General features: G+C 40.1%; 17 protein-coding genes. 16 read left to right on the forward strand and 1 reads right to left on the reverse strand.

Translation table 11 applies throughout. The annotated features are described in order from the left end of the window. The first annotated feature begins 150 nt into the window (after positions 1 to 150). From JYB65_RS11290 to JYB65_RS11360, 16 genes are all read left to right on the forward strand, one after another. On the forward strand, positions 151 to 975 hold the full coding sequence (locus JYB65_RS11290; protein ID WP_206582787.1) for a DUF2889 domain-containing protein: 825 nt from the start codon (positions 151 to 153) through the stop codon (positions 973 to 975). Positions 976 to 992: 17 nt separating this feature from the next. Continuing rightward, positions 993 to 3,116, forward strand: a complete 2,124-nt coding sequence (locus JYB65_RS11295; protein WP_206582788.1) for a sigma-54 interaction domain-containing protein — start codon at positions 993 to 995, stop codon at positions 3,114 to 3,116. Positions 3,117 to 3,325: 209 nt separating this feature from the next. Continuing rightward, on the forward strand, positions 3,326 to 4,012 hold the full coding sequence (locus JYB65_RS11300; protein ID WP_206582789.1) for a CoA transferase subunit A: 687 nt from the start codon (positions 3,326 to 3,328) through the stop codon (positions 4,010 to 4,012). Further along, entirely contained in the window at positions 4,003 to 4,659 is a 657-nt protein-coding gene (locus tag JYB65_RS11305; protein WP_206582853.1) for a 3-oxoacid CoA-transferase subunit B, read from the forward strand. Before JYB65_RS11300 ends, JYB65_RS11305 begins: the two co-directional genes overlap by 10 nt. A gap of 122 nt (positions 4,660 to 4,781) precedes the next feature. Continuing rightward, a complete protein-coding gene (locus tag JYB65_RS11310) occupies positions 4,782 to 5,945 on the forward strand; it encodes a thiolase family protein (RefSeq protein WP_206582790.1) in 1,164 nt (387 codons plus the stop codon). 17 nt (positions 5,946 to 5,962) lie between these two features. Then, a complete protein-coding gene (locus JYB65_RS11315) occupies positions 5,963 to 7,336 on the forward strand; it encodes an aminotransferase family protein (RefSeq protein WP_206582791.1) in 1,374 nt (457 codons plus the stop codon). A 249-nt stretch (positions 7,337 to 7,585) separates the two neighbouring features. Next, positions 7,586 to 8,239: an HAD-IB family phosphatase gene (locus JYB65_RS11320; protein ID WP_206582792.1), complete on the forward strand. Its 654-nt coding sequence runs from the start codon at positions 7,586 to 7,588 to the stop codon at positions 8,237 to 8,239. Between the two features lie 14 nt (positions 8,240 to 8,253). Then, the gene (locus JYB65_RS11325; protein ID WP_206582793.1) at positions 8,254 to 9,696 is read left to right on the forward strand and encodes a glucosyl-3-phosphoglycerate synthase; all 1,443 of its coding nucleotides are present in this window, start codon (positions 8,254 to 8,256) and stop codon (positions 9,694 to 9,696) included. Between the two features lie 155 nt (positions 9,697 to 9,851). After that, positions 9,852 to 9,980 carry a hypothetical protein gene (locus JYB65_RS15140; RefSeq protein WP_280634501.1) on the forward strand — a complete coding sequence of 43 codons (129 nt, stop codon included), beginning with the start codon at positions 9,852 to 9,854 and terminating at the stop codon, positions 9,978 to 9,980. A 193-nt stretch (positions 9,981 to 10,173) separates the two neighbouring features. Beyond that, on the forward strand, positions 10,174 to 11,907 hold the full coding sequence (locus JYB65_RS11330) for an ABC transporter ATP-binding protein (protein ID WP_206582854.1): 1,734 nt from the start codon (positions 10,174 to 10,176) through the stop codon (positions 11,905 to 11,907). Then, positions 11,900 to 13,642, forward strand: coding sequence for an ABC transporter ATP-binding protein (locus tag JYB65_RS11335; RefSeq protein ID WP_206582794.1), 1,743 nt, complete (start codon positions 11,900 to 11,902; stop codon positions 13,640 to 13,642). Before JYB65_RS11330 ends, JYB65_RS11335 begins: the two co-directional genes overlap by 8 nt. A gap of 123 nt (positions 13,643 to 13,765) precedes the next feature. After that, positions 13,766 to 14,872: a PQQ-dependent sugar dehydrogenase gene (locus JYB65_RS11340; protein ID WP_425331128.1), complete on the forward strand. Its 1,107-nt coding sequence runs from the start codon at positions 13,766 to 13,768 to the stop codon at positions 14,870 to 14,872. A 168-nt stretch (positions 14,873 to 15,040) separates the two neighbouring features. Further along, entirely contained in the window at positions 15,041 to 16,381 is a 1,341-nt protein-coding gene (locus tag JYB65_RS11345) for an MFS transporter (protein WP_206582795.1), read from the forward strand. 352 nt (positions 16,382 to 16,733) lie between these two features. After that, complete coding sequence (locus JYB65_RS11350) at positions 16,734 to 18,911, forward strand: EAL domain-containing protein (RefSeq protein ID WP_206582796.1); 2,178 nt, start codon at positions 16,734 to 16,736, stop codon at positions 18,909 to 18,911. Between the two features lie 321 nt (positions 18,912 to 19,232). Continuing rightward, entirely contained in the window at positions 19,233 to 20,411 is a 1,179-nt protein-coding gene (locus JYB65_RS11355) for a 5-bromo-4-chloroindolyl phosphate hydrolysis family protein (protein WP_206582797.1), read from the forward strand. Positions 20,412 to 20,590: 179 nt separating this feature from the next. After that, positions 20,591 to 21,751 carry a toxic anion resistance protein gene (locus JYB65_RS11360; protein ID WP_206582798.1) on the forward strand — a complete coding sequence of 387 codons (1,161 nt, stop codon included), beginning with the start codon at positions 20,591 to 20,593 and terminating at the stop codon, positions 21,749 to 21,751. A 126-nt stretch (positions 21,752 to 21,877) separates the two neighbouring features. Here the strand turns inward: JYB65_RS11360 and JYB65_RS11365 are convergent, their stop codons facing one another. Further along, positions 21,878 to 23,254, reverse strand: coding sequence for a nickel-dependent hydrogenase large subunit (locus tag JYB65_RS11365; protein WP_206582799.1), 1,377 nt, complete (start codon positions 23,252 to 23,254; stop codon positions 21,878 to 21,880). Positions 23,255 to 23,256: the final 2 nt, after the last annotated feature.

A 23,256-nucleotide genomic window follows, 5' to 3' on the forward strand; every position in this document is an offset into this window, starting at 1 on the left:
GAGGTGATTGTTTATAGAATGTTGAAATTTCAACACATTATTTGTTGAACCAAAAAGGCATGAATCTTGCATTTATTTAAATATAGTTTTATAACAGCAGTTAGATAAATCAGTAAATTTAATTTTTCCATCAACAGAAATGAGGTAAATATGAAAACAATATATCAGGAAAACATAGTGAATACTGTTGAACATAAAAATAAAAACCTGATTTCAAAAACAACTTTACTGAATAGGGACTTAGAAATTACGGCTACAATGATCGTGGACATCTATTCTTTTCAAATACAAGAAGCTTTTTGGGAGACTTTAAAAGTGGATTCGGGTAGCATGACCTTCTTAAGGCCCGGTATACATAAAAGTAAACTGCTAGAAGGAGAAATGGGTTATATAGCAGGGAAAAAGAAATTAAATGATTTGTTAAAATTGCCGGAAGGTGAAATTCTTAAATACCTGTTCGGTCAGTGTATCAACGGACTAATTCAGTCAGAGACATATGTATATCAAGAAAGAGGCTTTAGAACAAAGGAAGAATATAATGCGTATTGGGATTTAGCAGAAGAAAACGGATGCAGAATGTATAGTCGACCGGATAAAATGGATTTGAAGTGGATGGATTATGTTCCCCCATTGATGCGAAAAATAAACTTATTCAACCGGATGAAGAATTACAGAGTATATGAAAAGAACAAAGAATTTTGTGTGATGACAGGCTCTTTCTCGGACAGTTTCCACGAGATAAATGTAGATATTATTTTTTCCCAATCCAGTGGAAATATAGTAACTGCCAATATTGAGTTTTGCAGAGCTCCCGGGAAAGCCTGCTTTGAAAATGCGATTCATTCAAATAAATTACTTGGAGAAAATATGTATCAGGTGGAGAAAAAACAGGTTGTTTCTTTGTTTGGCGGGGCAGAAGGTTGTTATCATTTGACGGAGATGATTTTAGATATGACGAATCTAATAAAACGATAGACGATAAGGAGGGTATGATGGTTAATTTTGGGCAAGATAGAGTAATTGAACCGAAAGGATTTATTCCTGTTACCGCATGGCGCCTTGACAATAAAAGAGCGTTAAGAAAGGGTGAAATCAGATTAGCTATAAAGCAGATAAAACTTGAAGAAGGCAGCTTCAGACAATTGTGCAATGAATGTGAATATGATGAGTTTAGAATAAGGCAGCGAATAGTTGATATCGTTAGAAAAAGGGGCAAGCTGCACAATCCGTCTACGGATAGCGGTGGAATCTGTTATGGGATAGTAGATGAAATAAACGCTGATTTTAACAACAAATATCAAGTTGAGGTAGGAGATAAAGTTGTCTGTATAACCTCACTGACTTCGCTGCCGATGGAGTTGGAAGAAATCGTAGAAATAAATTTTAACTATGCTCAAATAAAAGTAGAAGGATATGTGATCATGTTTGAAAGCAATCCTTTGATAAAAATGCCGGACGACTTAAATTTATCCTATACGTTATCTGCATTGGATGAATCCGGCTCTGTTACCAGAGCGTATTATTTAGCAGAAAAAGAAAAAAGAATATTGATTCTAGGCAGCGGGTTGCTGCCGATCCTCATTTATTCTTCTGCAATTAGGAAATCTGTTGGAAACAACTGCAGAATAGTGGCGGTTTTGGATAGAGAAAGTACCGATACCCTTTCACAGGATGAAATTATGAAACCGTTGAAAAGATATGTGGATGAACTATACATAGCGGATATTCTGGCGCCTTTAGAAACCTATAGGTGGATTCAAGAAAGTGAAATAGATAAGAACCATGGGGAGGAAGAGCTTTTTGATGTAAGTATCAATTGCGCAGATCTTTTGGGAGCAGAGACCATAAGCGTTCTTTTGACGAAAGATAGAGGGAAGTTATTTTTTACAAATTTGATTAACAATTATAATTTGGTGTTATTATTTGCAGAATCTTTAGGGAAAACCATTAATGCGATATCGTTAGAGGAATATTCAATGGAATTTCCTAATTTTACATTGAATCTGCTTAGAGAAATTAAAGATGATCTACAAGTGATAGACAGGGTGTACAACAAATATCCAATCATAAGCAGACTTCCAATGAGGATATCTGAATTAATTAAATACCAGAAATTATGCAAAATAGATGATTATGTTTTTGCAAGTGAAAAGACAAAAAAATTGCTTGATGATGTTTTAAACATAGCGGAGTATGATTGCAATGTGATCATTCAGGGGGAAACTGGAGTCGGGAAAGAAAAAATACTGAGTTTAATTCATAAAAACAGCGGCAGGAAAATGAAGCCCTGTATCAAAATTAATTGTTCAACGATTCAGGAGAATTTGGCAGAATCTGAATTGTTTGGTTATGAAAGCGGTGCGTTTACCGGAGCAAATGCCGCAGGAAAACAAGGGTATTTTGAACTGGCGAACAACGGGATATTATTCTTAGATGAAATCGGAGATATGCCTCTCAGTCTGCAATCTAAACTCCTGAGAGTTATACAGGAAAATCAGTTTTACAGAGTTGGAGGACAAAAACAAATAAATGTCAATGTTAGAATTATTTGTGCTAGTAACGTTAACTTAAGGGATTTAGTAAGCAGGGGAAAGTTTCGAGAGGACTTATATTATAGATTGAATATATGCGAAATCAATATCCCGCCCCTGAGAGAACGAAAAGAGGATATTTCGTGCTTAGCCTATAATTTTGTAAATAAATATAATGAACGATACATGAAAAGCGTAAAAATAGGAGAAGATGCGCTTAAATCCCTCGAAGAGTATAACTGGCCCGGCAATGTACGGGAACTGGACAATGTAGTACATAGAGCAGTGATAAATACAAAAAGCAATAGGATTGACAGCTTTTCTGTAAAAAATGAAATGGCTTGTAACGTTCAAAGAAGGTTTGATCAGCAACCAGAGTCGGAAGAATTTCCTATGAATTCGGTAAACCTATCTGCAAGCACTATTTTCGATCATCCGTTTTATTTAGATGAAATGATGGAAATGCATGAAAAAGCAATTATTGAAGAAACTCTGCTAAAAGCAAAAACCACTAGAAAGGCAGCGGACATTTTAGGCATAAGCCAATCTCAGCTCATGCGTAAAAAGAAAAAATATAATTTATGAAAATAAAACAAGCCATATCAAAATCGGTTCAAAAGATTCAGAAAAGATAACGTTGAACCGAAACCGAATATAAAAAGTTAAGAATCGATTAGGAATAGAAACCCTGTAATGCTTGGAATTGCAGGGTTTTTTTATTTGGGACAGAAATGGCATGAAAGTTGCTCTAGTTATATACAAACTTAAAAAGCAAATGAAAGGAAGGTGAGAAGATGAAAAATAAATTCGGAAAAATGAAGACCATTGATGAAGCCATGGAATACGTCAAAGATGGCTGTACCATTATGATTGCAGGTTTTGGCGGTATTGGATCCTCCTATGATCTAATACAGGCCATTATCAAAAAAGGAGTAAAGGATTTAACGCTTATTTCAATTGACGCGGGAGATCCGGACCTTGGACCTGATCACATCGTGGCCAATAGACAGTGCAAGAAACTGATCACAAGCCATATAGGGGCTACAAAAGCGGCAGGCGAATTATTAAATGCCGGTGAACTGGAAGTAGAATTTTGCCCTCAAGGAACATTAGCGGAACGTATCAGAGCCGGAGGTGTAGGTATTCCCGGATTTTTGACCGATATAGGCCTTGGCACGATCATTGAACAAGGAAAGCAGAAAATCAGATTAGAAGGCCGGGAGTACTTATTGGAAACAGCACTTAAGGCGGATGTTGCCATTATTTTAGCGGAAAAAGCAGATGAGTTTGGAAATTTAGTATATAGCAAAACGGCGAGGGGATTAAATCCGCTCATGGCGAGAGCAGCAGAAGTGACAATCGTAGATGCAAAACAGATTGTACCTTTGGGTGAAATCGATCCGGAAGATGTGGTAACACCCGGAGCATATGTTGATATCATCGTTCATGGAGGAGGTGATTGGAAATGGTCATGGCAATAAAAGAGCAGATGGCAAAAAGAGCGGCAGAGGAAATTGAAAACGGTAATGTAGTGAATTTGGGATTTGGCATTCCTCAGAAGGTTGTCAATTATATCCCGGAGGGTAAAACGGTATTCTTTCATGCCGAAAACGGGATTTTAGGGGCAGGACCGGCAGCTAAAAAAGGGGAGGAAGATCCGGACATTGTTGATTCTGGATGTGTACCGATTACTACCGTTCCCGGAGCATCTTATTTTGACAGTGCAGATTCTTTTGGCTTGGTACGGTCGGGGAAATTAGATATCACCATACTCGGCGCATTAGAAGTAGCTGAAACCGGAGATCTGGCCAATTGGATGGTACCGGGAGGACTTATTCCGGGAATGGGTGGCGCGATGGATTTGGCTAAAAAAGCTAAAAAGGTGATCGCTATAACGACTCATACGGATAAGAATGACCATTCAAAATTAAAAGAAAAATGCTCGTTACCACTGACAGCCATGAACTGTGTTTCTCTGGTTATTACAGATATTGCAGTGATGGAGGTAACAAGGGAGGGATTTCTGCTTAAAGAACTGTTTGATGGGCACACGGTAGAAGAAGTGATTGAAAAGACGGAAGCGCCCATCCGAATTGCTGAAAATGTTCGTGTTATAAAGTATGAATAAGAAACAATAAGTTTTCCTAAATTTTATTTGCTGATTGAAATATTGTTTTAATTTATTATTAGTTTTTAATTTTAATTTTGCTGATTTTTAAAATAAAAGCTGACGGAGAATGGAGGTAAAAAATGAGAGAGGCAGTAATCGTAGCAGCGGTGAGAACGCCTATTGGGAAATATGCAGGAATGCTATCGGATTTTGAAGGATATGAATTGGGCGGAATGGTAGTCAAGGAAGCTGTGAAAAGAGCCGGAATAGATCCGTCTCAAATAGAAGAAGTCTATATGGGAAACGCAGAAGGAGCACCGGGAAACCTAGGCAGAGTAATCGCGTTAGAGGCCGGGTTGCCTGTAACCGTACCGGGTATTCAATTGGATAGGCAATGTGCTTCGGGTTTGGAAACCATTTGTATGGCTGCAGCTATGATTGAAAGCGGTCATGGGAATATTTATGTTGCAGGGGGAGCTGAAAGTCAAACGAATAACCCTTATTTCATGACAAAGACAAAGCGCCCTTACAGTTATTCGTATCCATCCTTTAACTATGTGATGATGTCACCGCCGAAAATAGGTAACCCGGATATGGGGATAACAGCAGAAAATGTTTTAAAGGAACATCCTGTAACAAGAGAAAAAATGGATCAGTTTGCGTATGAGAGTCATCAAAAAGCTATCGCTGCAATAAAAAGAGGAGAGTTCGCAGAACAAATCTTACCGGTCATTAAAAAAGCCAAGGGAAAAGAGGTTACTCTTGATACGGATGAATCGCCGCGTGAAGATACAAGTTTAGAACAACTTGCCTCTCTAAAACCTATTTTTGTAAAAGATGGTTCCGTAACTGCGGGAAATAGCTGCCCTATGAATGATGGTGCAGCTGCAGTAGTCATGATGAGCAAGGAAAAAGCAGACGAATTGGGCTTAAAACCTCTGTTAAAAGTAAAGGGCTTTGCATCCGTAGGATTGACTCCGCATACGATGGGTTTCGGTCCGATAGGTGCCGTTCGTAAGGTGTTAAAAAAGACTGGAATTTCGCTGGATGAAGTGGAGATGATTGAATTAAACGAAGCTTTTGCCTCACAGGCAATTGCATGCATAGAGGAACTTGGCTTAAATCCTGCCAGAGTAAATCCAAATGGGGGAGCAATTGCACTAGGTCATGCTTTAGGCGCAACTGGTGCGGTATTAACTACAAAGGTTGCTTATGCAATGCAAAAAGCAGAAAGAAAATATGCCATTGTAACTATGTGTGTCGGCGGAGGCGAAGGTTCTGCGGCAGTCTTTGAGAAAATATAAAGTCAAGAGGTGATGAAATGAGCGACAACAATAAAGTATTAAATGCAGATTTTTTTAGAGACTATCCAAGAATTAATCACGGAAAAGGCATCTATATGTATTCCGAAGAAGGAGAGGAAATTATCGATGGGGCTTCAGGTCCGGTACTGGTGAGCTTAGGACATGGAATTGAAGAGATCGCAGATGCTATGCGGGAGCAGGCCGTAAAACTTGCATTTGCCCATAGGGATGATTGCGTAACCAGCATTCTGGAGGAGTCTTGTGAAAATTTCTATGAAGCGTCAGAAGGAGACATGGTGAAGACTTTTCAAGTAGCTGGCGGTTCTGAAGCAAATGAAATAGCGATAAAGCTGGCACGGAATTATCATTTAGTTCGCGGAAATGCAGGGAAATATAAGGTGATATCCAGATGGCAAAGCTATCATGGAAGCAGTATGGGCGTGTTATCCTTAAGCGGGTTTACAAAAAGAAGAAAAGGATATGAGCCATACTTGTTTGAGCATGGTCATATAGCACCTTGCTATTGTTACCGATGCTGGTTTGATCAACAGCCTGAAAGCTGCGGACTGCAGTGCGCTAAGGCTCTGGAAAATGAAATTCTGGCGCAAGGCCCTGAAACGGTATCGGCATTTATAGCTGAACCGATATCCGGTATGTCCCTTTGTGTGGCTGAGCCTCATTCAGATTACTTTAAGGAAATAAGGAGAATTTGTGATAAATACGACGTTCTTTTAATTATGGATGAAGTGATGACAGGCTTTGGAAGAACAGGCAAGATGTTTGCCTATAAGCACTTCGGCATTATTCCGGATATGGTCAGTACCGGAAAAGCTGTTAGCGGAGGGTATTTCCCCCTTGCCGCTGTATCGGTAACAGAAAAAGTATACAAGGGATTGTATGATAACCATGGTGATTTTACACCGGGATATTCATGGTCGGGCAATCCGCTAGGGGCAGCTGTTCAAGTTGCTTCATATAAGTATCTCAATGAGCATAACCTAGTTAAAAACTGTGAGGAGATGGGAGCTTACTTAAAAGAAAAAATAACAGAAATGTGTGAAAAACACCCTACAGTTGGTGATATCAGGGGAAGAGGTTTGATGGTAGGCATAGAATTAGTGAAGGATAAAAAGACGAAAGAATGCTTTGATCCGAGCGTCAAATATGCAGCTCAGATGAATGCCGAGGCAATCAATCAAAATATGATTATTGAATCGAGCTCGGGTTGCAATAGAGGACAATCAGGAGATGCCCTAGTCCTTTCACCGGCATTTATTATCACGAAAGAAGAAGTAGACAAGATTGTAGACCGCTTAGATAGAGTAATAACAAATGTTGAAGAAAGAAATGGATTTAAACTGGAGATCAAATGTGAATTAAGATTGGCATAAATTCTATAGATAACACCACTGTACGGAGGACAACCGGACTCATGCACCGTTCTAACTTTCATAAAAAGTTAGAACGGTGCATTTTGCTCTCGTAAAAGGCTTATATTCCAACGAAAAATGAATCTACTATGCGGAAAGAAAGAGCACAAAAAATTGAATTGATTTTACAGAAACTTATTTCATTGTTATAATGATAGTAATAAATAAAAAACTAAGAGAAGAATATGGAATCTCTGAGGTGATTAATAAATGAAAAAATATGCTTTATTTGATATGGATAATACACTTCTTCAGGGAAGATTTATTGATACAGCAGCAGAAAAATTTTCTTTTGAAAAGGAACTGCAAGTCATAAGAAATTTAGAAATAGACTCTTTCCAACGGACAAACCGGATTTCAGAACTGATGAAAGGACAAGCGGTTGATAAATTATTAGAGATTATAGACGGGATACCTTTGATTGAAGATGCAGCCGACACGATAAAAGAAATCAAAGAACTCGGATACACCATCGCTATCGTAAGTGATAGTTATGATGTAGTTGTTGAAGAAGTTGGCAGGAAAGTAGAGGCCGATTTCTGTTTTTCAAATACTATTGAAATTGCCGAAGGTAAAGTGACCGGAAAAGTAAATGTGCCCAGTTACTTCTTGAAAAGGTCTGATTCGACTTGCCAGCATGAAATATGCAAAGGACATCTGCTTGCGAAACTCATGAGTGAAAACAGAGTACCGAAAGAACATATTATATCAGTAGGGGATAGTGAAAATGATATCTGTATGATAAAGAACTCCGGCATAGGAATTTCATTTTGTTCCACTTGTGACGAACTGAATTCGAGTGCCAGTTTTCAAATAACAAAAAAATCGTTCGCTGAATTGATTGATTTGATAAAAGGGATATAAAAGGGGATAGGTAAATGAATAGGAATATTAAAAAACAATGGGAAGAAAAATTACTATCATATGACGTTGGGGACATTGACATAATTGATGTTAAAAATACCGCTGGAATACAACGAAATAATGATTCCGTCACCGTGATTACCGATGGATGGGGTGAAGGAAAAGCTGCTTCCATACTCCGCGGCGGCAGTAACGCTGCGTCTGTTTTAAAAGTAATGAATCAGTTAGGTTTTAAAGAAATTACCATATTTCATATTGAAGAAAAAATTGATCATATGGAGGATGTATTCATTACAAGTGTTGTTCAGCCCGCACATTTATTATTTGATAAAGTATCCGTGATTTGGAGAAATGACTCTAATGTTTTTGAATTGCTAAAATACATGAATGATGAATATGATATGGTTTTCTTGGGTGCTCCATTGACCGTGTCAGAAATAGATAGTTTTTACGCCAAAGTAAAGGGGAGCTTTGATGGAAATATTGCCATTGTAAGAGGAATCTGCGAGGATATTGACCTGGATAATACCGATGATGTACATAAATGGATGTACGAAAGAACCTATACTTATAGTGACTTCTCCTTTGCAATGGTTCTAAAGGAATTAAAACGAAGATTGGGCAAAAAGATTGCCGTTCTTTTACCGAGCTTGAATGAAGAAAAGACGGTGGGTAAAGTCATAGAAACTGCAAAAGAGGTGCAGGAGGTTGGGATCATTGATGAAATCATTCTGATTGATTCGGATTCCATAGATAAAACAGTAGAAATTGCAAAGAATGCCGGCATTCCTTTTTATATACATCAAAAAATCCGGGAGGATTTAGGGAGCTATTCCGGAAAAGGCGAAGCGATGTATAAAAGTGCATACATTACAGATGCAGATATTTTAATATGGGTTGATACGGATATCGAGAGCATTACCCCAAGCTTTTTTTATGGCTTGATAGGACCTATGCTGACAAACAAGGACATTCGGTTTGTCAAAGGATTTTATGAACGGCCTGTTGATGTAAAGAGCAGCGGTGTTGAACTGGGCGGAGGACGCGTTACGGAAATTATGATGCGGCCTTGGATTAATTTGTACATGCCTGAATTGTCAGGATTTATCCAACCCCTCTCCGGAACGGTTGCCATATATAAAGAAGACTTTTTACAAATGAGAATCCCTATTAATTATGGTGTTGAAATTGCTATGTTGATTCAAATGCTTGAAAGTAAGGGCATTTGGTCCATTTGTCAGGTTAATTTGGGGACGGTCATACACAAATCGAAAGATGTGATTGCCTTGAGCGATATGTCTTTTCAGATTCTTCAGACGCTGCAAGCTTTAGTGAATGAAGAACCCCCGAATACAACCTATCGAAGGGTTTTTACGAATGACAACAATTTTATGATCGTATCAAAGAGGCATGATATAACTTGGAGAACTTTCGAGTTAGAACAAAAAAGCGTCTGAACGGAGCGGTTCGCGACTGATTGGAGTAGCAAATATACAAGTCAGCAGGTATAATAAACTTCCGTAGAGAAAATAAAAGCGCCCACGCGGCGCATTTTCTTGGCCGCTTAGTTAGCTATTGCTAACCAAGCGATGGACGAAGAAGGGAGAGGTTGATGAAAAAAATACCTTGCCGTATATCCGCTTACTTACGGCCTTCGATATACGACAGCTTACAAGCAAGTAGGTTTTCGTCTGATTGGATTGAAAAAGAACGGTACGGAGTAGAGAAAAGAATAGAATAGGCTTATAATTAGAAATTGGTTAGCCTATGCTAATAAATCCTGTTTTTTTAGCAAGTAGGAGACAGCAATTCTCCTCTTATTGACTAAAAAGAGGAGAGCAGCTATCAATACAGAACTTAATTAGGAGGTGGTTCTTTTGAACGACAACAAAAAAGGGATTGGACAAATCCTTGCTTTTGGAGGGAAATACCGAATGTTAACCATTTTAGGGTGCTTCCTTTCCGGTATCAGCGCAATATTTTCCCTGATACCTTTTCTATACATATGGCTTATTGTAAGGGATATCTTTGAGGTATTGCCCCATCTATCGGAGGCAACCAACCTGGCCTATTACGGCTGGATGACAGTGGTGTTTGCTTTCGTGAGTATTCTCATTTATTTTGCGGCACTGATGTGTACTCATTTGGCTGCTTTTCGTGTGGCAAGAAATATGAGAAGTCAGGCATTGCACCATATTGTAAAGCTGCCTCTCGGATATTTCTCCGGTCAAGGCAGCGGAAAACTTCGCCGTATCATTGATGAAAGCTCCGGGCAGACAGAGAGTTTCTTAGCACATCAGCTTCCCGATTTAACAGGGGCCTATGTAGCTCCGGTGGCTATGATTGCAATGCTTTTTACCTTTGATTGGCGGCTGGGATTGATTAGTCTTGCACCGATGCTCATCGGCTTCCTGTTTATGGCCAGAATGGCGGGGAGTTCTATGGCAGCAAAAATGGCAGAATATCAAAGCGCACTGGAGAATATGAACAACGAAGCCGTTGAATATGTTCGAGGAATTCCTGTGGTTAAGACGTTTCAGCAAAGCGTATTTTCATTTAAAAATTTTCATGATGCAATTATGCGTTATAAAAAGTGGGTGGTAGAATATACGATTTCTCTTCGTCTTCCAATGACGTGTTTTACTGTATGCATCAATGCTATTTTTGCTTTTCTGATTCCGGCCGGCATTCTTTTGATCGCTTCAGCCGTTGATTATAAAGCATTTTTACTTGATTTTATTTTTTATGTTTTATTCACCCCGTATTGTACAGTAATGATGACACGTATTCTTTTTTCAAGCGAAAATTCAATGCTTGCCCGAGATGCAACAGCTCGTGTCATGAACATACTTCAGGAACAGCCGCTGAAAGAACCGGCAAATCCGGTATCACCTAAAGACTCTTCGGTTACGTTTGACAACGTAACCTTTACGTATAAGAACGCCAAACAGCCTGCGCTGAAATCAGTATCTTTCCATCTTTCACAAGGATCAACTTATGCGTTGGTAGGACCGTCAGGCGGAGGGAAAACCACAGTTGCCAGCTTGATTCCGCGGTTCTGGGATGTGGATGAGGGAATGATAATGGTAGGCGGAGTTGATGTGCGCCATATTGCTACGGAAGAATTGATGAGTCATATTTCGTTCGTATTTCAAGATACGCATCTGTTCAAAAAGAGCTTGCTTGAGAACATTCGAGCAGCTAAACCAAACGCCTCCAGACAGGAAGTTATGAAGGCTGCGAAGGCAGCACAATGCGAAGATATCATTGCCAAAATGCCAAAAGGTCTGGATACTGTGGTTGGCACAAAAGGAGTGTATCTTTCCGGAGGGGAAGCGCAGCGTATTGCACTTGCCCGGGCGATATTAAAAGATGCGCCTATTATCGTGTTGGATGAAGCAACTGCTTTTGCCGATCCTGAAAATGAGCATCAGATCCAATTGGCGTTCAAGGAATTAACAAAAGGAAAGACTGTTTTGATGATAGCGCACCGCCTTTCTACCGTTCGTAACGCAGACTGTATCATAGTTATCAAAGACGGCGTGATTAAGGAACAAGGTTCTCACGATGAGCTTCTTGCCATGAGCGGGCTGTATTCGAAAATGTGGATGGATTATCGTTCTTCTGTAACTTGGAAAGTAGGAAAGGAGGTTGCTTTAAATGCTTAACTTCTTAAGAAAGCAATTTGCACTCAGCGAACAGGGGGCAAAGGATCTGCTGAAAGCAATCGGAGCATGCACCCTTACGAATATCAGTCTGATGCTGCCGGTAGGCATTTTATATGTGCTTCTGAAAGGGTTTGTTGCTCCTCTCTTTGGAGAAGAAGCACCGGAACCAAAGCTTTGGGCCTATATTGGTGTTTCGGTGGCTATTCTGGTAATTATCTTTGTATTGCAATACATTCAATACAATTGCACGTACTTGGCTTCTTATCAGGAAAGTGCCAATAAACGAATTTCGATTGCAGAACAACTGCGTAAAATTCCGCTCTCTTTTTTCGGGAAACGAGATTTATCGGATCTGACGACGACCATCATGGCAGACTGTGCCGGACTTGAACAATCTTTTTCGCACTATATTCCTGAATTAATTGGGGCAGTAATTTCGGTCCTATTGGTGAGCATCGGCTTGATCGTCATGGATTGGCGAATGGCGTTAGCTCTGTTATGGGTGGTTCCCGTTGCTTTTCTCATTACAGTAGGAGGAAAAGCACATCAGGATAAAATCAATTTAATGAATAAAAGTTCTCAGCTTGATCGGGCGGATGTGATTCAGGAATGCATTGAAAATGTGAGGGAAATCAAAGCGAACAATCAAGTGGACAACTATTTGGAGGAACTGGAACAGTATCTGAAAGTATCTGAAAAGGTCAGCATAAAGGCTGAACTTCATGTAGCCATGTTTGTCGTATCGGCTCAAATGCTTTTGCGTGTCGGAGTCGCCACAGCCGTTTTAACGGGATCTATTCTCTTAATAAACGGGCAAACTGATTTCTTGACTTTTTTACTGTTTTTAATTGCGGCATCGCGTATATTTGATCCGCTTTCGGCTTCGCTGATCAATCTTGCGGCAATGTTCAATTCCTTATTGCAAATCGACCGTATGAAGAAAATAGAAGAGCAGCCGATTCAAACAGGAGCTGAGATTGAAAACTATAAAGGATATGATATATGCTTTGATCATGTTGGTTTTGCCTATAATGACGGAGAGACGGTATTGGAGGATATCTCTTTTACTGCAAAGCAGGGAGAAATCACTGCATTGGTGGGCCCTTCCGGAGGCGGCAAAAGTACAGCTGCAAAATTAGCGGCGCGATTTTGGGATGTTACAAAAGGAACGATCACACTTGGAGGCATGAATATTAATGAAGTGGAACCGGAAACTTTGCTCCGTAACTTTTCCATAGTCTTTCAGGATGTAGTGCTTTTCAATAATACGGTTATGGAAAATATCCGTCTCGGGAAACGTAATGCGACAGATACGGAGGTTCTTGCAGCAGCTCAGGCAGCCCAATGCGATGAATTTGTCAATCAAATGCCTCAAGGCTATCAAACGATAATCGGTGAAAACGGCTCTACTCTTTCAGGAGGAGAACGGCAGCGAATTTCCATTGCTAGGGCACTGCTTAAGGATGCCCCCGTCATTTTATTGGACGAAGCGACCGCTTCTTTGGATGTGGAAAATGAATCTTCGATACAAGTTGCACTAGCTCATTTAGTGAAGAATAAGACGGTTTTGGTCATTGCGCATCGGATGCGAACTATTGCCGGAGCAGATAAAATTGTGGTGTTGGAAAACGGAAAGGTGGCCGAGCAAGGAAAACAGGAAGAACTTCTCGCCAAGAACGGCCTTTATAACAGATTATGGTCTCTTCAATCTCAGGCAAGTGAGTGGGTCCTTTAACATGTTGAAAAAACTCAAACTGATTTAAGTTAAATTGTATTTTTAGGAACACACTAAAGAGAATGTCTCATAATATAAAAGAAGTATGTATTTAAACATACTTCTTTTAAGTTAGGAGGGTTTGTGTTGAAGAAAATAATTTATAAAGACTGGTATTATATGACCCCATGTGCCCGCAATATAAGGCCTTTCAAAGTGCAGTCAATGGTTTCGGGTGAAATTCCTTACGACATTGAAGTCATTGCGGAAAATTTATACATACCATGGGCAATTGCGCTAAGTGATGAGGGCAGATTGTATGTTACAGAGCGGTCAGGGGCTGTCCGGGTCATAGAAGACGGCATTCTTCAGGAGCAGCCGCTTATCACATTTCAAATACCTTTTGTAAGCAGAGGAGAAGGAGGATTAATGGGAATTGCACTGGATCCTGATTTTGCTCAAAATCATTATCTTTATGTAATGTCTTCTTATTTGGAAGGCAATCAGGTTTACAATCGTGTTATCCGTCTGCTTGAAGAAAATAATCAGGCAGTTATTGATCGGGTTCTTTTGGATAAGATTCCCGCAGGACAATTTCATAATGGCGGGAGAATAAAAGTCGGTCCGGACCGGAAACTTTATATCACAACGGGTGATGCAGATGTTTCCGAATTGGCTCAAGATTTTAACAGTATGGCCGGAAAAATATTGCGGATAAATCTGGACGGAACGATTCCGGAGGATAATCCCTTTGCCGGTTCGCCGGTTTACAGCATAGGTTTTCGAAACTCGCAGGGTCTGGCATGGAATACAGAAAATATGCTGTATGCCACTGATCACGGACCTATAGCGCACGATGAGGTAAATCATATATTGCCGGGAGCAAATTACGGCTGGCCGTTGGTGCAGGGCGATGAATCCTCTGCGGAACTTGAAATACAAAAGCCATTGATTCAAAGCGGGGAAGACACATGGGCACCTTCCGGGATTGCGTACATCAATCAGGGACCATGGCAGGGGAAATTACTGGTTGCCGCTTTACGAGGAGAACAACTGCTTGTTCTTTCACTGAATGAAGACGGAACCGAAGTAGAGAAAATAGAGTCCGTACTGCAGAATGAATACGGGCGTTTGCGTGAGGTCATTCAGGCAGAAGATGGATCGATCTATCTGACAACAAGCAATCGAGACGGCAGAGGGTATCTTAATCAGAACGATGACAAAATCATTCGATTCGTTCCAAAAAACTAATTCCTATCAGGACAAAAGAAATTGCTTGTGCGATATTTATGATTTAAATGACTAATAAAATCTTGATTGTTCCATATTAATATGATAAACTTAAACACACTATATGACAAGACAGTTATATATACATATATTAATTCAACAGTATATTTACTAAAAAGGAGAAAAAAGATGGAACATATTGCAAGTCGAATTGATCGGCTTCCATCAACCCCTATGCTGAAAAAGATTTTATTCCTGACAGGGATTGGCTGGATGTTTGATGCAATGGATCAAGGGATGGTGTCCGGAGTCATGGCAGCCATTGGCAGTGACTGGGGATTGGATAAGGGACAAATTGGGATATTAGGAAGTGCTGGAATGCTGGGTATGATCTTGGGAGCAGCTTTGTCGGGCATGGCTGCTGACCGATGGGGCAGAAGAAATGTGGTGATGTATACGCTGATTATATACGGCGTTGCGAGTGGTTTGTCGGGGTTTGCCGTGAATTATCCGATGCTTCTTGTTTTACGATTCTGCACAGGATTTGGATTAGGAGGAGAATTACCTGCGGCATCCACCTTGATCAGTGAATACTCTCCGAAGATGATTCGAGGGCGCAATGTTATCATTTTGGAAAGCTTCTGGGCATGGGGGTGGATTTTGGCAGCTTTAGTTGCGTATCTGCTGATTCCGGTGTACGGATGGCGTATTGCATTCTGGGTCGGGGCTGTACCGGCTTTATTCGCTGCATATTTGCGAAGAGCTGTACCAGAGTCCCCAAGATATCTGGAAACGGTGGGGAGATATGAGGAAGCAGATTACTTAGTTCGGATAATGGAAGAACAGGCTAATATAGACTACTTACCGGTTCAATCAAGCGCACCTAACCGGAACAAGGAAATAAAACATCGTTTATCTTTGCGAGACCTATGGTCTAAGAAATACATCCGAAGTACGGTTGTTCTTTGGATCATTTGGATCGGCATCAATTTCGGATACTACGGATTTGTGTTATGGACACCGTCTTTGCTGATGGCGCAGGGCTTTGCTTTAGTAAAGAGTTTTGAATTTACATTGATCATGTGTCTTGCCCAATTGCCGGGATACTTCAGTGCAGCCTATTTGGTTGAAAAAATTGGACGAAAAAAAGTACTGACTCTTTATTTTGCAGGAACTGCATTGGCAGCATGGCTGTTTGGACATGCCGATTCGACTGGACAAGTACTGACTTACGGGTGCTTGCTATACTTTTTCAGTTTAGGTGCCTGGGGTTGTGTGTATACCTACACGCCCGAAGTTTATCCGACTGTTGCAAGAGCCAGTGGAGCAGGTTGGGCGGCAGCTTTCGGCAGGATCGGTGCATTTATCGCACCGCTTATTGTACCGGTGATTTATAACATGTATGGTGAAAAAACGGGATACGGATATGTCTTTGCTTTGCTTACTGCCGTATTTGCTATCGTAGCCATTGTAGTGGCTATTTTCGGTAAGGAAACGATGGGAAAATCATTGGAAGAAATCAGTGAGTAGAAACACAAATGAAATCTATTAATGGGTCCGCAGGGCAGTATCAAATGGGACTGGCTTTGCGGACTCTATTATTTGCAGTCTCATTATATCAGTATAGGATTCAGGCGCCAATGCCATTTTACATGCATATAGGGCATTTGATGCCAAATGGATTGCATTCTTATGGAGGATCACCATAATAATAAGTAGAATCATTTCAACTAATTTGTGACAAAGTTATTTAGAAAAACTGGAAAAGTCTTGTAAAAATGGTGAGACTGTTTTATAATTGTCGAAATGTGACTTATTACTTATAAAATGTACCTTTGATTAAACAACAGAGGGCGGATTTATACCATCCAAAGGTGAAAAAATGAAGGAATCCTTACATAAGTTAAATATTTTGCTGACTGATTTTAATGAATCCTTTGGCAAGAGACCTTTCCCGCTTTCTGTAAGACGAGGAATGACGTATTTGATTCCGATTTTGATGATTGGGTCCTTTGCTCTTGTTGTGATGAGTTTCCCCATTCCGTCCTATCAAATGAAAATGACACAATGGTTCGGAACGGATTGGAAAAGTATGTTTCTATATATTCGTGACGGCTCTTTTCACATTTATTCTCTTCTGGTGGTTATTTGCATTAGTTATACCTTTGCAAGTGAGTATAGTGAAAAGAAAGGGCTGAGCATTCCGCCAATTATTGTTTCTGCCGTTTCTTTATGTTCTTTTACGGCAATAATCGGCGTTAGTAAGAAGGACTTTGACATATCCAGTCTTGGCGTGATCGGCATTTTTATTGCACTTGTAGTCACTTATTTATCATCTGTACTGTTCATTCAGCTTAGTGCCATTCGATATCCCAAAATAAAATCGTACACAGGTGGAGCGGATTCCACTTTTCAATATGCTATGGCCGCTATTTTCCCGGCGGCAATTACTATCTTCATTTTCGCTTTCGCTGATCATATGCTGGTTCGGTTATTCGGGATAACGAATGTGCAGTCTTTTATCGCTGAAGTGTTAAATCGGATTTTTCAGCAGATTCAATCTCCTTTTCTCAGCAGTATCTTTTTTGTTTTACTTGTACATATATTCTGGTTTTTTGGTATCCATGGCAGCAACATTCTAGAGCCGGTAGCAAAAGATCTATTTTTGTCTGCACTGACCAGCAATCAAATGGCGATCCATGCAGGACAAGAGCCAACCCGTATTTTTACGAAAACTTTCTTGGATGCCTTTACTTTAATGGGAGGATGCGGTGCATCGCTATGCCTGATACTGGCTATTTTAATAGTAGGGAAACATAAAAATCTGCGAAAACATGCAAAGATTTCTATCGTACCCGTTCTTTTTAATGTGAATGAATTAATTGTTTTCGGTATTCCTATTATATTAAATCCTGTATATCTTATCCCTTTCATCTTCGTCCCTTTGCTTTTAATCATCACAACGTTTATCTCTATGTATTTTGGTTTAGTACCTTATACCATTCATCCTGTTGAATGGACGACGCCAATTTTTGTCAGCGGGTATTTCTCGACAGGCTCCATAGCGGGAAGCATTTTGCAATTGTTCAATTTGATTTTAGGCACAATGTGCTACATCCCTTTTGTAAAGGCGGATGAATATCTAATCAATAAACGTCTTGTAAACAGCTTGGATCAGGTTTGTCAGGCTTATAAGCAAATGGAGGAACAGGGGAAAAAACCGGCACTTCTCAGTAGGCACGATGAAATCGGAAATATCTCAAGATTTCTGACTGCTGATCTGGAATGTGCTCTTTCAAACGAAACAATTCAAATGTTTTATCAGCCTCAGGTAAACTTTGAGGGGAAGATCTTTGGAATGGAAGCCCTTCTGAGATGGAACTATGGTGATTATGGCTTCATTTATGCTCCCCTTACAATTGCGTTGGCTGAGGAGGCTCAGATGATCGATAAACTGGGATATCGTATTCTTGATACTGCTTGCGCTGATCTAAAAAAACTGAATCAAATGGGGATTACCGAGCTGACAATGTCTGTAAATATTTCTGCAGTTCAATTGGAAAATGATCAATTAGTGAAAGACGTAGAGGAGCTCATCAAGAAGCATGACGTAAAGGCTGAACATTTAAAAATAGAAATAACCGAGCAAGTTGCGCTTTCGGGAAGTAACAAACTGCTGACAAACCTAAAAAAGGTGAAAGATTTAGGTATTAAATTAGTGCTGGATGACTTTGGTATGGGACACAACTCCCTTATCTATTTGAAAGAGTACGAATTTGATACGATTAAGTTGGATGGTTCATTAATCAAAGAATTGATTTGTAATAACAATTGTAAAAATATCGTATCCAGTATTGTGTCACTCGGAAAAGCCCTTCACTACTCTGTCATTGCAGAATATGTTGAAAATGAAGAGCAGCGGCAGATATTGTATGACTTGGACTGTGATCAATATCAAGGCTATCTTTATAGTAAAGCATTGCCTTATGATGAACTGGTAACTTATCTTGAAAAGAATCAAAGCACGATAAAGGAAACCGTATCAATAGATATATCTTAGACATAGTGCATCGCAATTAAACAATGAATACTGAAATTCAAAGGATCGCAGATTATGGTGAGCCACAGCGAGGAGGGAACTGTCTTAAAATAAGGCAGTTTTTTTACATGCAAAGAGGACGGGCACAGTGAACCTTCAACGCTACATAAGAGTAGTTTTTTTAAAGGCAGCTTTGTGATATAATGAAGAAGTACCTAGAATAAAATGACAGATGCAAAACAGATATTGAATCATACACCTTAAATAAAGTATGATGAATATATAGAGATACTATTTCTGTCACACATATAAATGATTCAAAATCTGGGATGGAGGGAAAACATGAAAAATGATAATTTTATAGATTTTGGAGAAGAAATCAGCAGAACGGTTAAAAAAGTGTTAAATAACCAAGATTTTTATGATTTAAAAAAGATGATTAATCGTACGATGCAGAACGGACCGAGAATGGGGGAAGGGCCGTTTTATCAGGGACCTTTTGGCGGAGATGAATTACCTCCTCTGTCAAAAGCAAATAAGAATGCATGGAATAATAGGAACTTCCAAACGCAGGAAACCAGACCTCAGCCGACCTATCATAAAAAAACAAAAGGTACAGGGTCCGTTGCAAGTACTCTCTTTCTCATTTTCGGGATCCTTGGCTCAGTTGTCACCGGTTTAACCGCATTGGTTGGAATTGTTGCAGAAGCTTTCATCGGGAACTTGCCGCTGTTGACGGTCATTGATACGGTATTTGGGATACTTTTTATCGCTTTCTTGTTTATGACTATTTGCGGAGTGAAATTAAAAAAACGATTGAAACGTTTTTCGTTATATAAAAAAGTATTGAATGGACGTACATATTGTATGATTGAAGAATTGACGTCAGTCAGCGAAAAGGAAACGAAATTTATCGTCAAGGATCTTCGCAATATGATTAAAGCAGGCCTGTTTGCCGAGGGATACCTGGATGAACAGGAAACTTGCTTGATGACGGACTATACGACCTATACGCAGTATATGCAAACGGTGAAAAATGCGAAGGAACGACAAGAAGCGGAGAAGAAGGAACAAGAAAAATGGGCTAACCGAGAAGGAGGAGCGGAGTTAAAGAAAACCATCGATGAGGGGAAAAATTACATCCGCACGATTAAGGAAGCGAATGATGCATTACCGGAAGTAGAAATTTCTGAGAAGCTGGATGTACTGGAAACGGTAACCACGAAGATCTTTGATTATGTAGAGCAACATCCGGAAAAGCTCCCTGAAATTCGAAAATTCATGTGCTACTATATGCCTATCACCCTTAAAATGGTGAAGGCCTATCAGAAATTTGATGAACACGGTAAGAATATCTCGGAAGTTGAAGCGACAAAGTTGGAAATTAAAGGTTCACTGGATACAATTAACAGGGCCTATCAGAATTTGATGAATAAATTAATGCAAGATGATATTTTAGATGTATCTTCAGATATTTCTGCACTTGAAACCATATTGGCTCAAGAGGGACTGACCGAGTAATCGTTATATCATACAAGCAGCGTCGCCGTATGATTTAATGAACGCTTCCTTACGGCAACGCCGTATTCAATTCCTTGCGTTCATTATAATATATAGAGGGAAGAGCGAACCAGTATGGAACTTGACGATCAATTGATGCGTATGCTTTGTTGAGTTCATAATAGAGGAGGAAATCAAAAATGAGTGAAGAAATCAAAGAAACGATAGTGGATACACCCACCCTTACGTTGGAACCGTTTGCACCTGAGGCTGAACTCGTGTCGGTAGGAACGTCTGAATTAGCGGCAGCTTCAGAAGTTCAGCAAGCGATAAAAGAAACTCCGCTGACTCCGGAAGAACAGAAAATGGTCGAGGAATTCGCCTCCAAGATTGAACTGACAAACTCCAATCTTATTGTCCAGTACGGGTCTGGTGCACAAAAAAAGATTGCGGATTTTTCTGAATCGGCACTGAACAATGTGAGGACAAAAGACTTAGGCGAAATAGGCAACATGCTTACCGATGTTGTAACAGAGCTGAAATCTTTTGATATCGAGGAGGACGAAAAAGGATTCTTTGGATTTTTTAAGCGCACTTCCAATAAAATTACGAGTATGAAAGCAAAATATGATAAAGCAGAGGTCAACGTTAATAAGGTTTGTACGATCCTGGAAAATCATCAGATTCAATTGCTCAAGGATGTGGCGATGCTGGATAAAATGTATGACATGAATAAAGTTTATTTTAAAGAACTGTCCATGTATATTTTAGCAGGAAAGAAAAAATTGAATGAAGTACAGAACGTTGAACTGCCAGCCCTAATTGAACGAGCCAAGTCAACAGGTCTTCCGGAGGACGCTCAAGCGGCTAATGACCTTTCAGCTATGTGTGACCGGTTTGAAAAGAAACTTCATGATTTAGAATTGACTCGAATGATTTCGATTCAAATGGCACCGCAGATTCGTTTGGTGCAGAACAATGATACCTTGATGTCCGACAAAATTCAGTCAACTTTAGTAAACACGATTCCGCTTTGGAAAGGACAGATGGTACTGGCTTTGGGAATCGCGCACTCGCAGCAGGCTGTGCAGGCACAGCGAGAGGTAGCAGATATGACCAATGAATTGTTGCGTAAAAATGCGGAAACATTAAAAATGGCAACGATTGATACGGCCAAGGAATCAGAACGCGGAATTGTGGACATAGAAACACTGGTTCATACAAATCAGACGTTGATTTCAACGTTGGAAGAGGTTACAAGAATTCAAGAAGAAGGCCGTCAGAAGAGGGTTCAAGCAGAATCCGAACTGAGCCGTATTGAAGGAGAATTAAAACAGAAATTGCTGGAAATTCGAAGATAGACCGGCCGATTCAACGTAAATGCCGAATGGCCGATTATAAAACGGAACATAATGTACAAATAGCAGGGTGTCTCAAAAAGACTTTGAGACACCCTGTTTTCTTTAAAAATAATAGTAGCTAACAACTTAAACGATTCGTATCGGGTCTAAGTGCTTTCCTTCCGTAAAAACATGCGTCGAACAAGATACACACGGATCAAACGAACGGATTACTCTTCCGATTTCAACAGGATCCGAAATGTTTCTAATCGGAGTTCCTATGAGTGACTGTTCGGCGGTTCCTTTCACGTCACCCGTCTGCGAGGACAGATTCCAAACGGAAGGGGAGATGACTTGATAGAAGGCAATTCTACTATCCTCTATGATTACCCAATGACCAAGGGCACCCCTTGTCGTATCAATTAATCCTCGGCCTTCACCGGAAACAGGCACGGAATATACTTCCTGCATGGGAACTCCGGGAATTAGATTTTGAAGAAGTGTTTTTATGATGGATGCAATTTTTTTAACTTCCAATGCCCTGGCGATGATTCGATCCATGGCAGATATACCATTTGTATATTCCCCGCTGAGCCACTGTCTTGCAAGTGGACCCACTTCGAAAGGGAGATTGTCATACCGAGGGGCTTTAATCCAGGAATAGGCCTGGGGTTTGCGCGTATCCGGTTCACCTGTTTCCGTGAACCAAGCGTAATCGCTTGCTTGAGATATTTCGTTCGGATTAAAATTCGTAACCGTATTATTGCTGTAAACAAGTGGGTCAACATACAGCGTTCCCAACTCTTTATAATTATCAAAACAGCCATAGCTCAATAAATTACCATAACCGCCGCCGATGTGATAGTATTCCGGATAATACTGAGCAATATCAAGCACGTCGGGGATCATCTTCTCTTCTATAAACCGATCTATTTTATAAAGAAGAGAGGAGAGATGCGCAATTTTATCCACGGTAACCGGAGAAGTAATGCCGCCAATAAAAACACCATGATTGTGGGGGGCTTTGCCGCCGAGTACCGCCAACATCTCGTGAGCATCTCGGCTCATAACGAGAGATTCAAAGTAATCTCGAACCATCCTGTCATTTATATCGGGAGGCAGTCTATAGTCATTCTGATCCGACTTAAATAGCGGATAGTCCTCCGGCAGCTTTACAAAATCAGGAAGAGTGAATTGGTAAAAATGCCGTAGATGATTTTGCAGAAATTCACTTCCATGGATAATGTCCCTCAGATACCGGCCTTGCTCGGATGGAGTGATATTCATCACATTTTCCAATGCCATGGTAGAGGCCATTGCATGTGCGGTAGAACAAATTCCGCAAATTCGTTCGGTGAAATATACGGCATCAAAAGGGTTTCTTCCGATCAGCATCTTTTCGAACCCACGAAACATTAAGCCCTTCGTCCGTGCATCTACTATGTAGTTGCTTTCTACATCAGCTTGAATTTCCATAAAACCGCTGATACGGGTAACCGGGTTTATAATAATTCTCTGTGGCATAA

The sequence above is a fragment of the Clostridium aminobutyricum genome, assembly GCF_017255415.1.
Classification (GTDB): domain Bacteria; phylum Bacillota; class Clostridia; order Peptostreptococcales; family Anaerovoracaceae; genus Aminipila; species Aminipila aminobutyrica.

What these genes read in the sequence shown, in the direction of transcription:
- JYB65_RS11290 (WP_206582787.1), top strand. Translation starts at nt 151, where the DNA reads ATGAAAACAATATATCAGGAAAACATAGTGAATACTGTTGAACATAAA.
- JYB65_RS11295 (WP_206582788.1), top strand. Translation starts at nt 993, where the DNA reads ATGGTTAATTTTGGGCAAGATAGAGTAATTGAACCGAAAGGATTTATT.
- JYB65_RS11300 (WP_206582789.1), top strand. Translation starts at nt 3,326, where the DNA reads ATGAAAAATAAATTCGGAAAAATGAAGACCATTGATGAAGCCATGGAA.
- JYB65_RS11305 (WP_206582853.1), top strand. Translation starts at nt 4,003, where the DNA reads ATGGCAATAAAAGAGCAGATGGCAAAAAGAGCGGCAGAGGAAATTGAA.
- JYB65_RS11310 (WP_206582790.1), top strand. Translation starts at nt 4,782, where the DNA reads ATGAGAGAGGCAGTAATCGTAGCAGCGGTGAGAACGCCTATTGGGAAA.
- JYB65_RS11315 (WP_206582791.1), top strand. Translation starts at nt 5,963, where the DNA reads ATGAGCGACAACAATAAAGTATTAAATGCAGATTTTTTTAGAGACTAT.
- JYB65_RS11320 (WP_206582792.1), top strand. Translation starts at nt 7,586, where the DNA reads ATGAAAAAATATGCTTTATTTGATATGGATAATACACTTCTTCAGGGA.
- JYB65_RS11325 (WP_206582793.1), top strand. Translation starts at nt 8,254, where the DNA reads ATGAATAGGAATATTAAAAAACAATGGGAAGAAAAATTACTATCATAT.
- JYB65_RS15140 (WP_280634501.1), top strand. Translation starts at nt 9,852, where the DNA reads ATGAAAAAAATACCTTGCCGTATATCCGCTTACTTACGGCCTTCGATA.
- JYB65_RS11330 (WP_206582854.1), top strand. Translation starts at nt 10,174, where the DNA reads ATGTTAACCATTTTAGGGTGCTTCCTTTCCGGTATCAGCGCAATATTT.
- JYB65_RS11335 (WP_206582794.1), top strand. Translation starts at nt 11,900, where the DNA reads ATGCTTAACTTCTTAAGAAAGCAATTTGCACTCAGCGAACAGGGGGCA.
- JYB65_RS11345 (WP_206582795.1), top strand. Translation starts at nt 15,041, where the DNA reads ATGGAACATATTGCAAGTCGAATTGATCGGCTTCCATCAACCCCTATG.
- JYB65_RS11350 (WP_206582796.1), top strand. Translation starts at nt 16,734, where the DNA reads ATGAAGGAATCCTTACATAAGTTAAATATTTTGCTGACTGATTTTAAT.
- JYB65_RS11355 (WP_206582797.1), top strand. Translation starts at nt 19,233, where the DNA reads ATGAAAAATGATAATTTTATAGATTTTGGAGAAGAAATCAGCAGAACG.
- JYB65_RS11360 (WP_206582798.1), top strand. Translation starts at nt 20,591, where the DNA reads ATGAGTGAAGAAATCAAAGAAACGATAGTGGATACACCCACCCTTACG.
- JYB65_RS11365 (WP_206582799.1), bottom strand. Translation starts at nt 23,254, where the DNA reads ATGCCACAGAGAATTATTATAAACCCGGTTACCCGTATCAGCGGTTTT.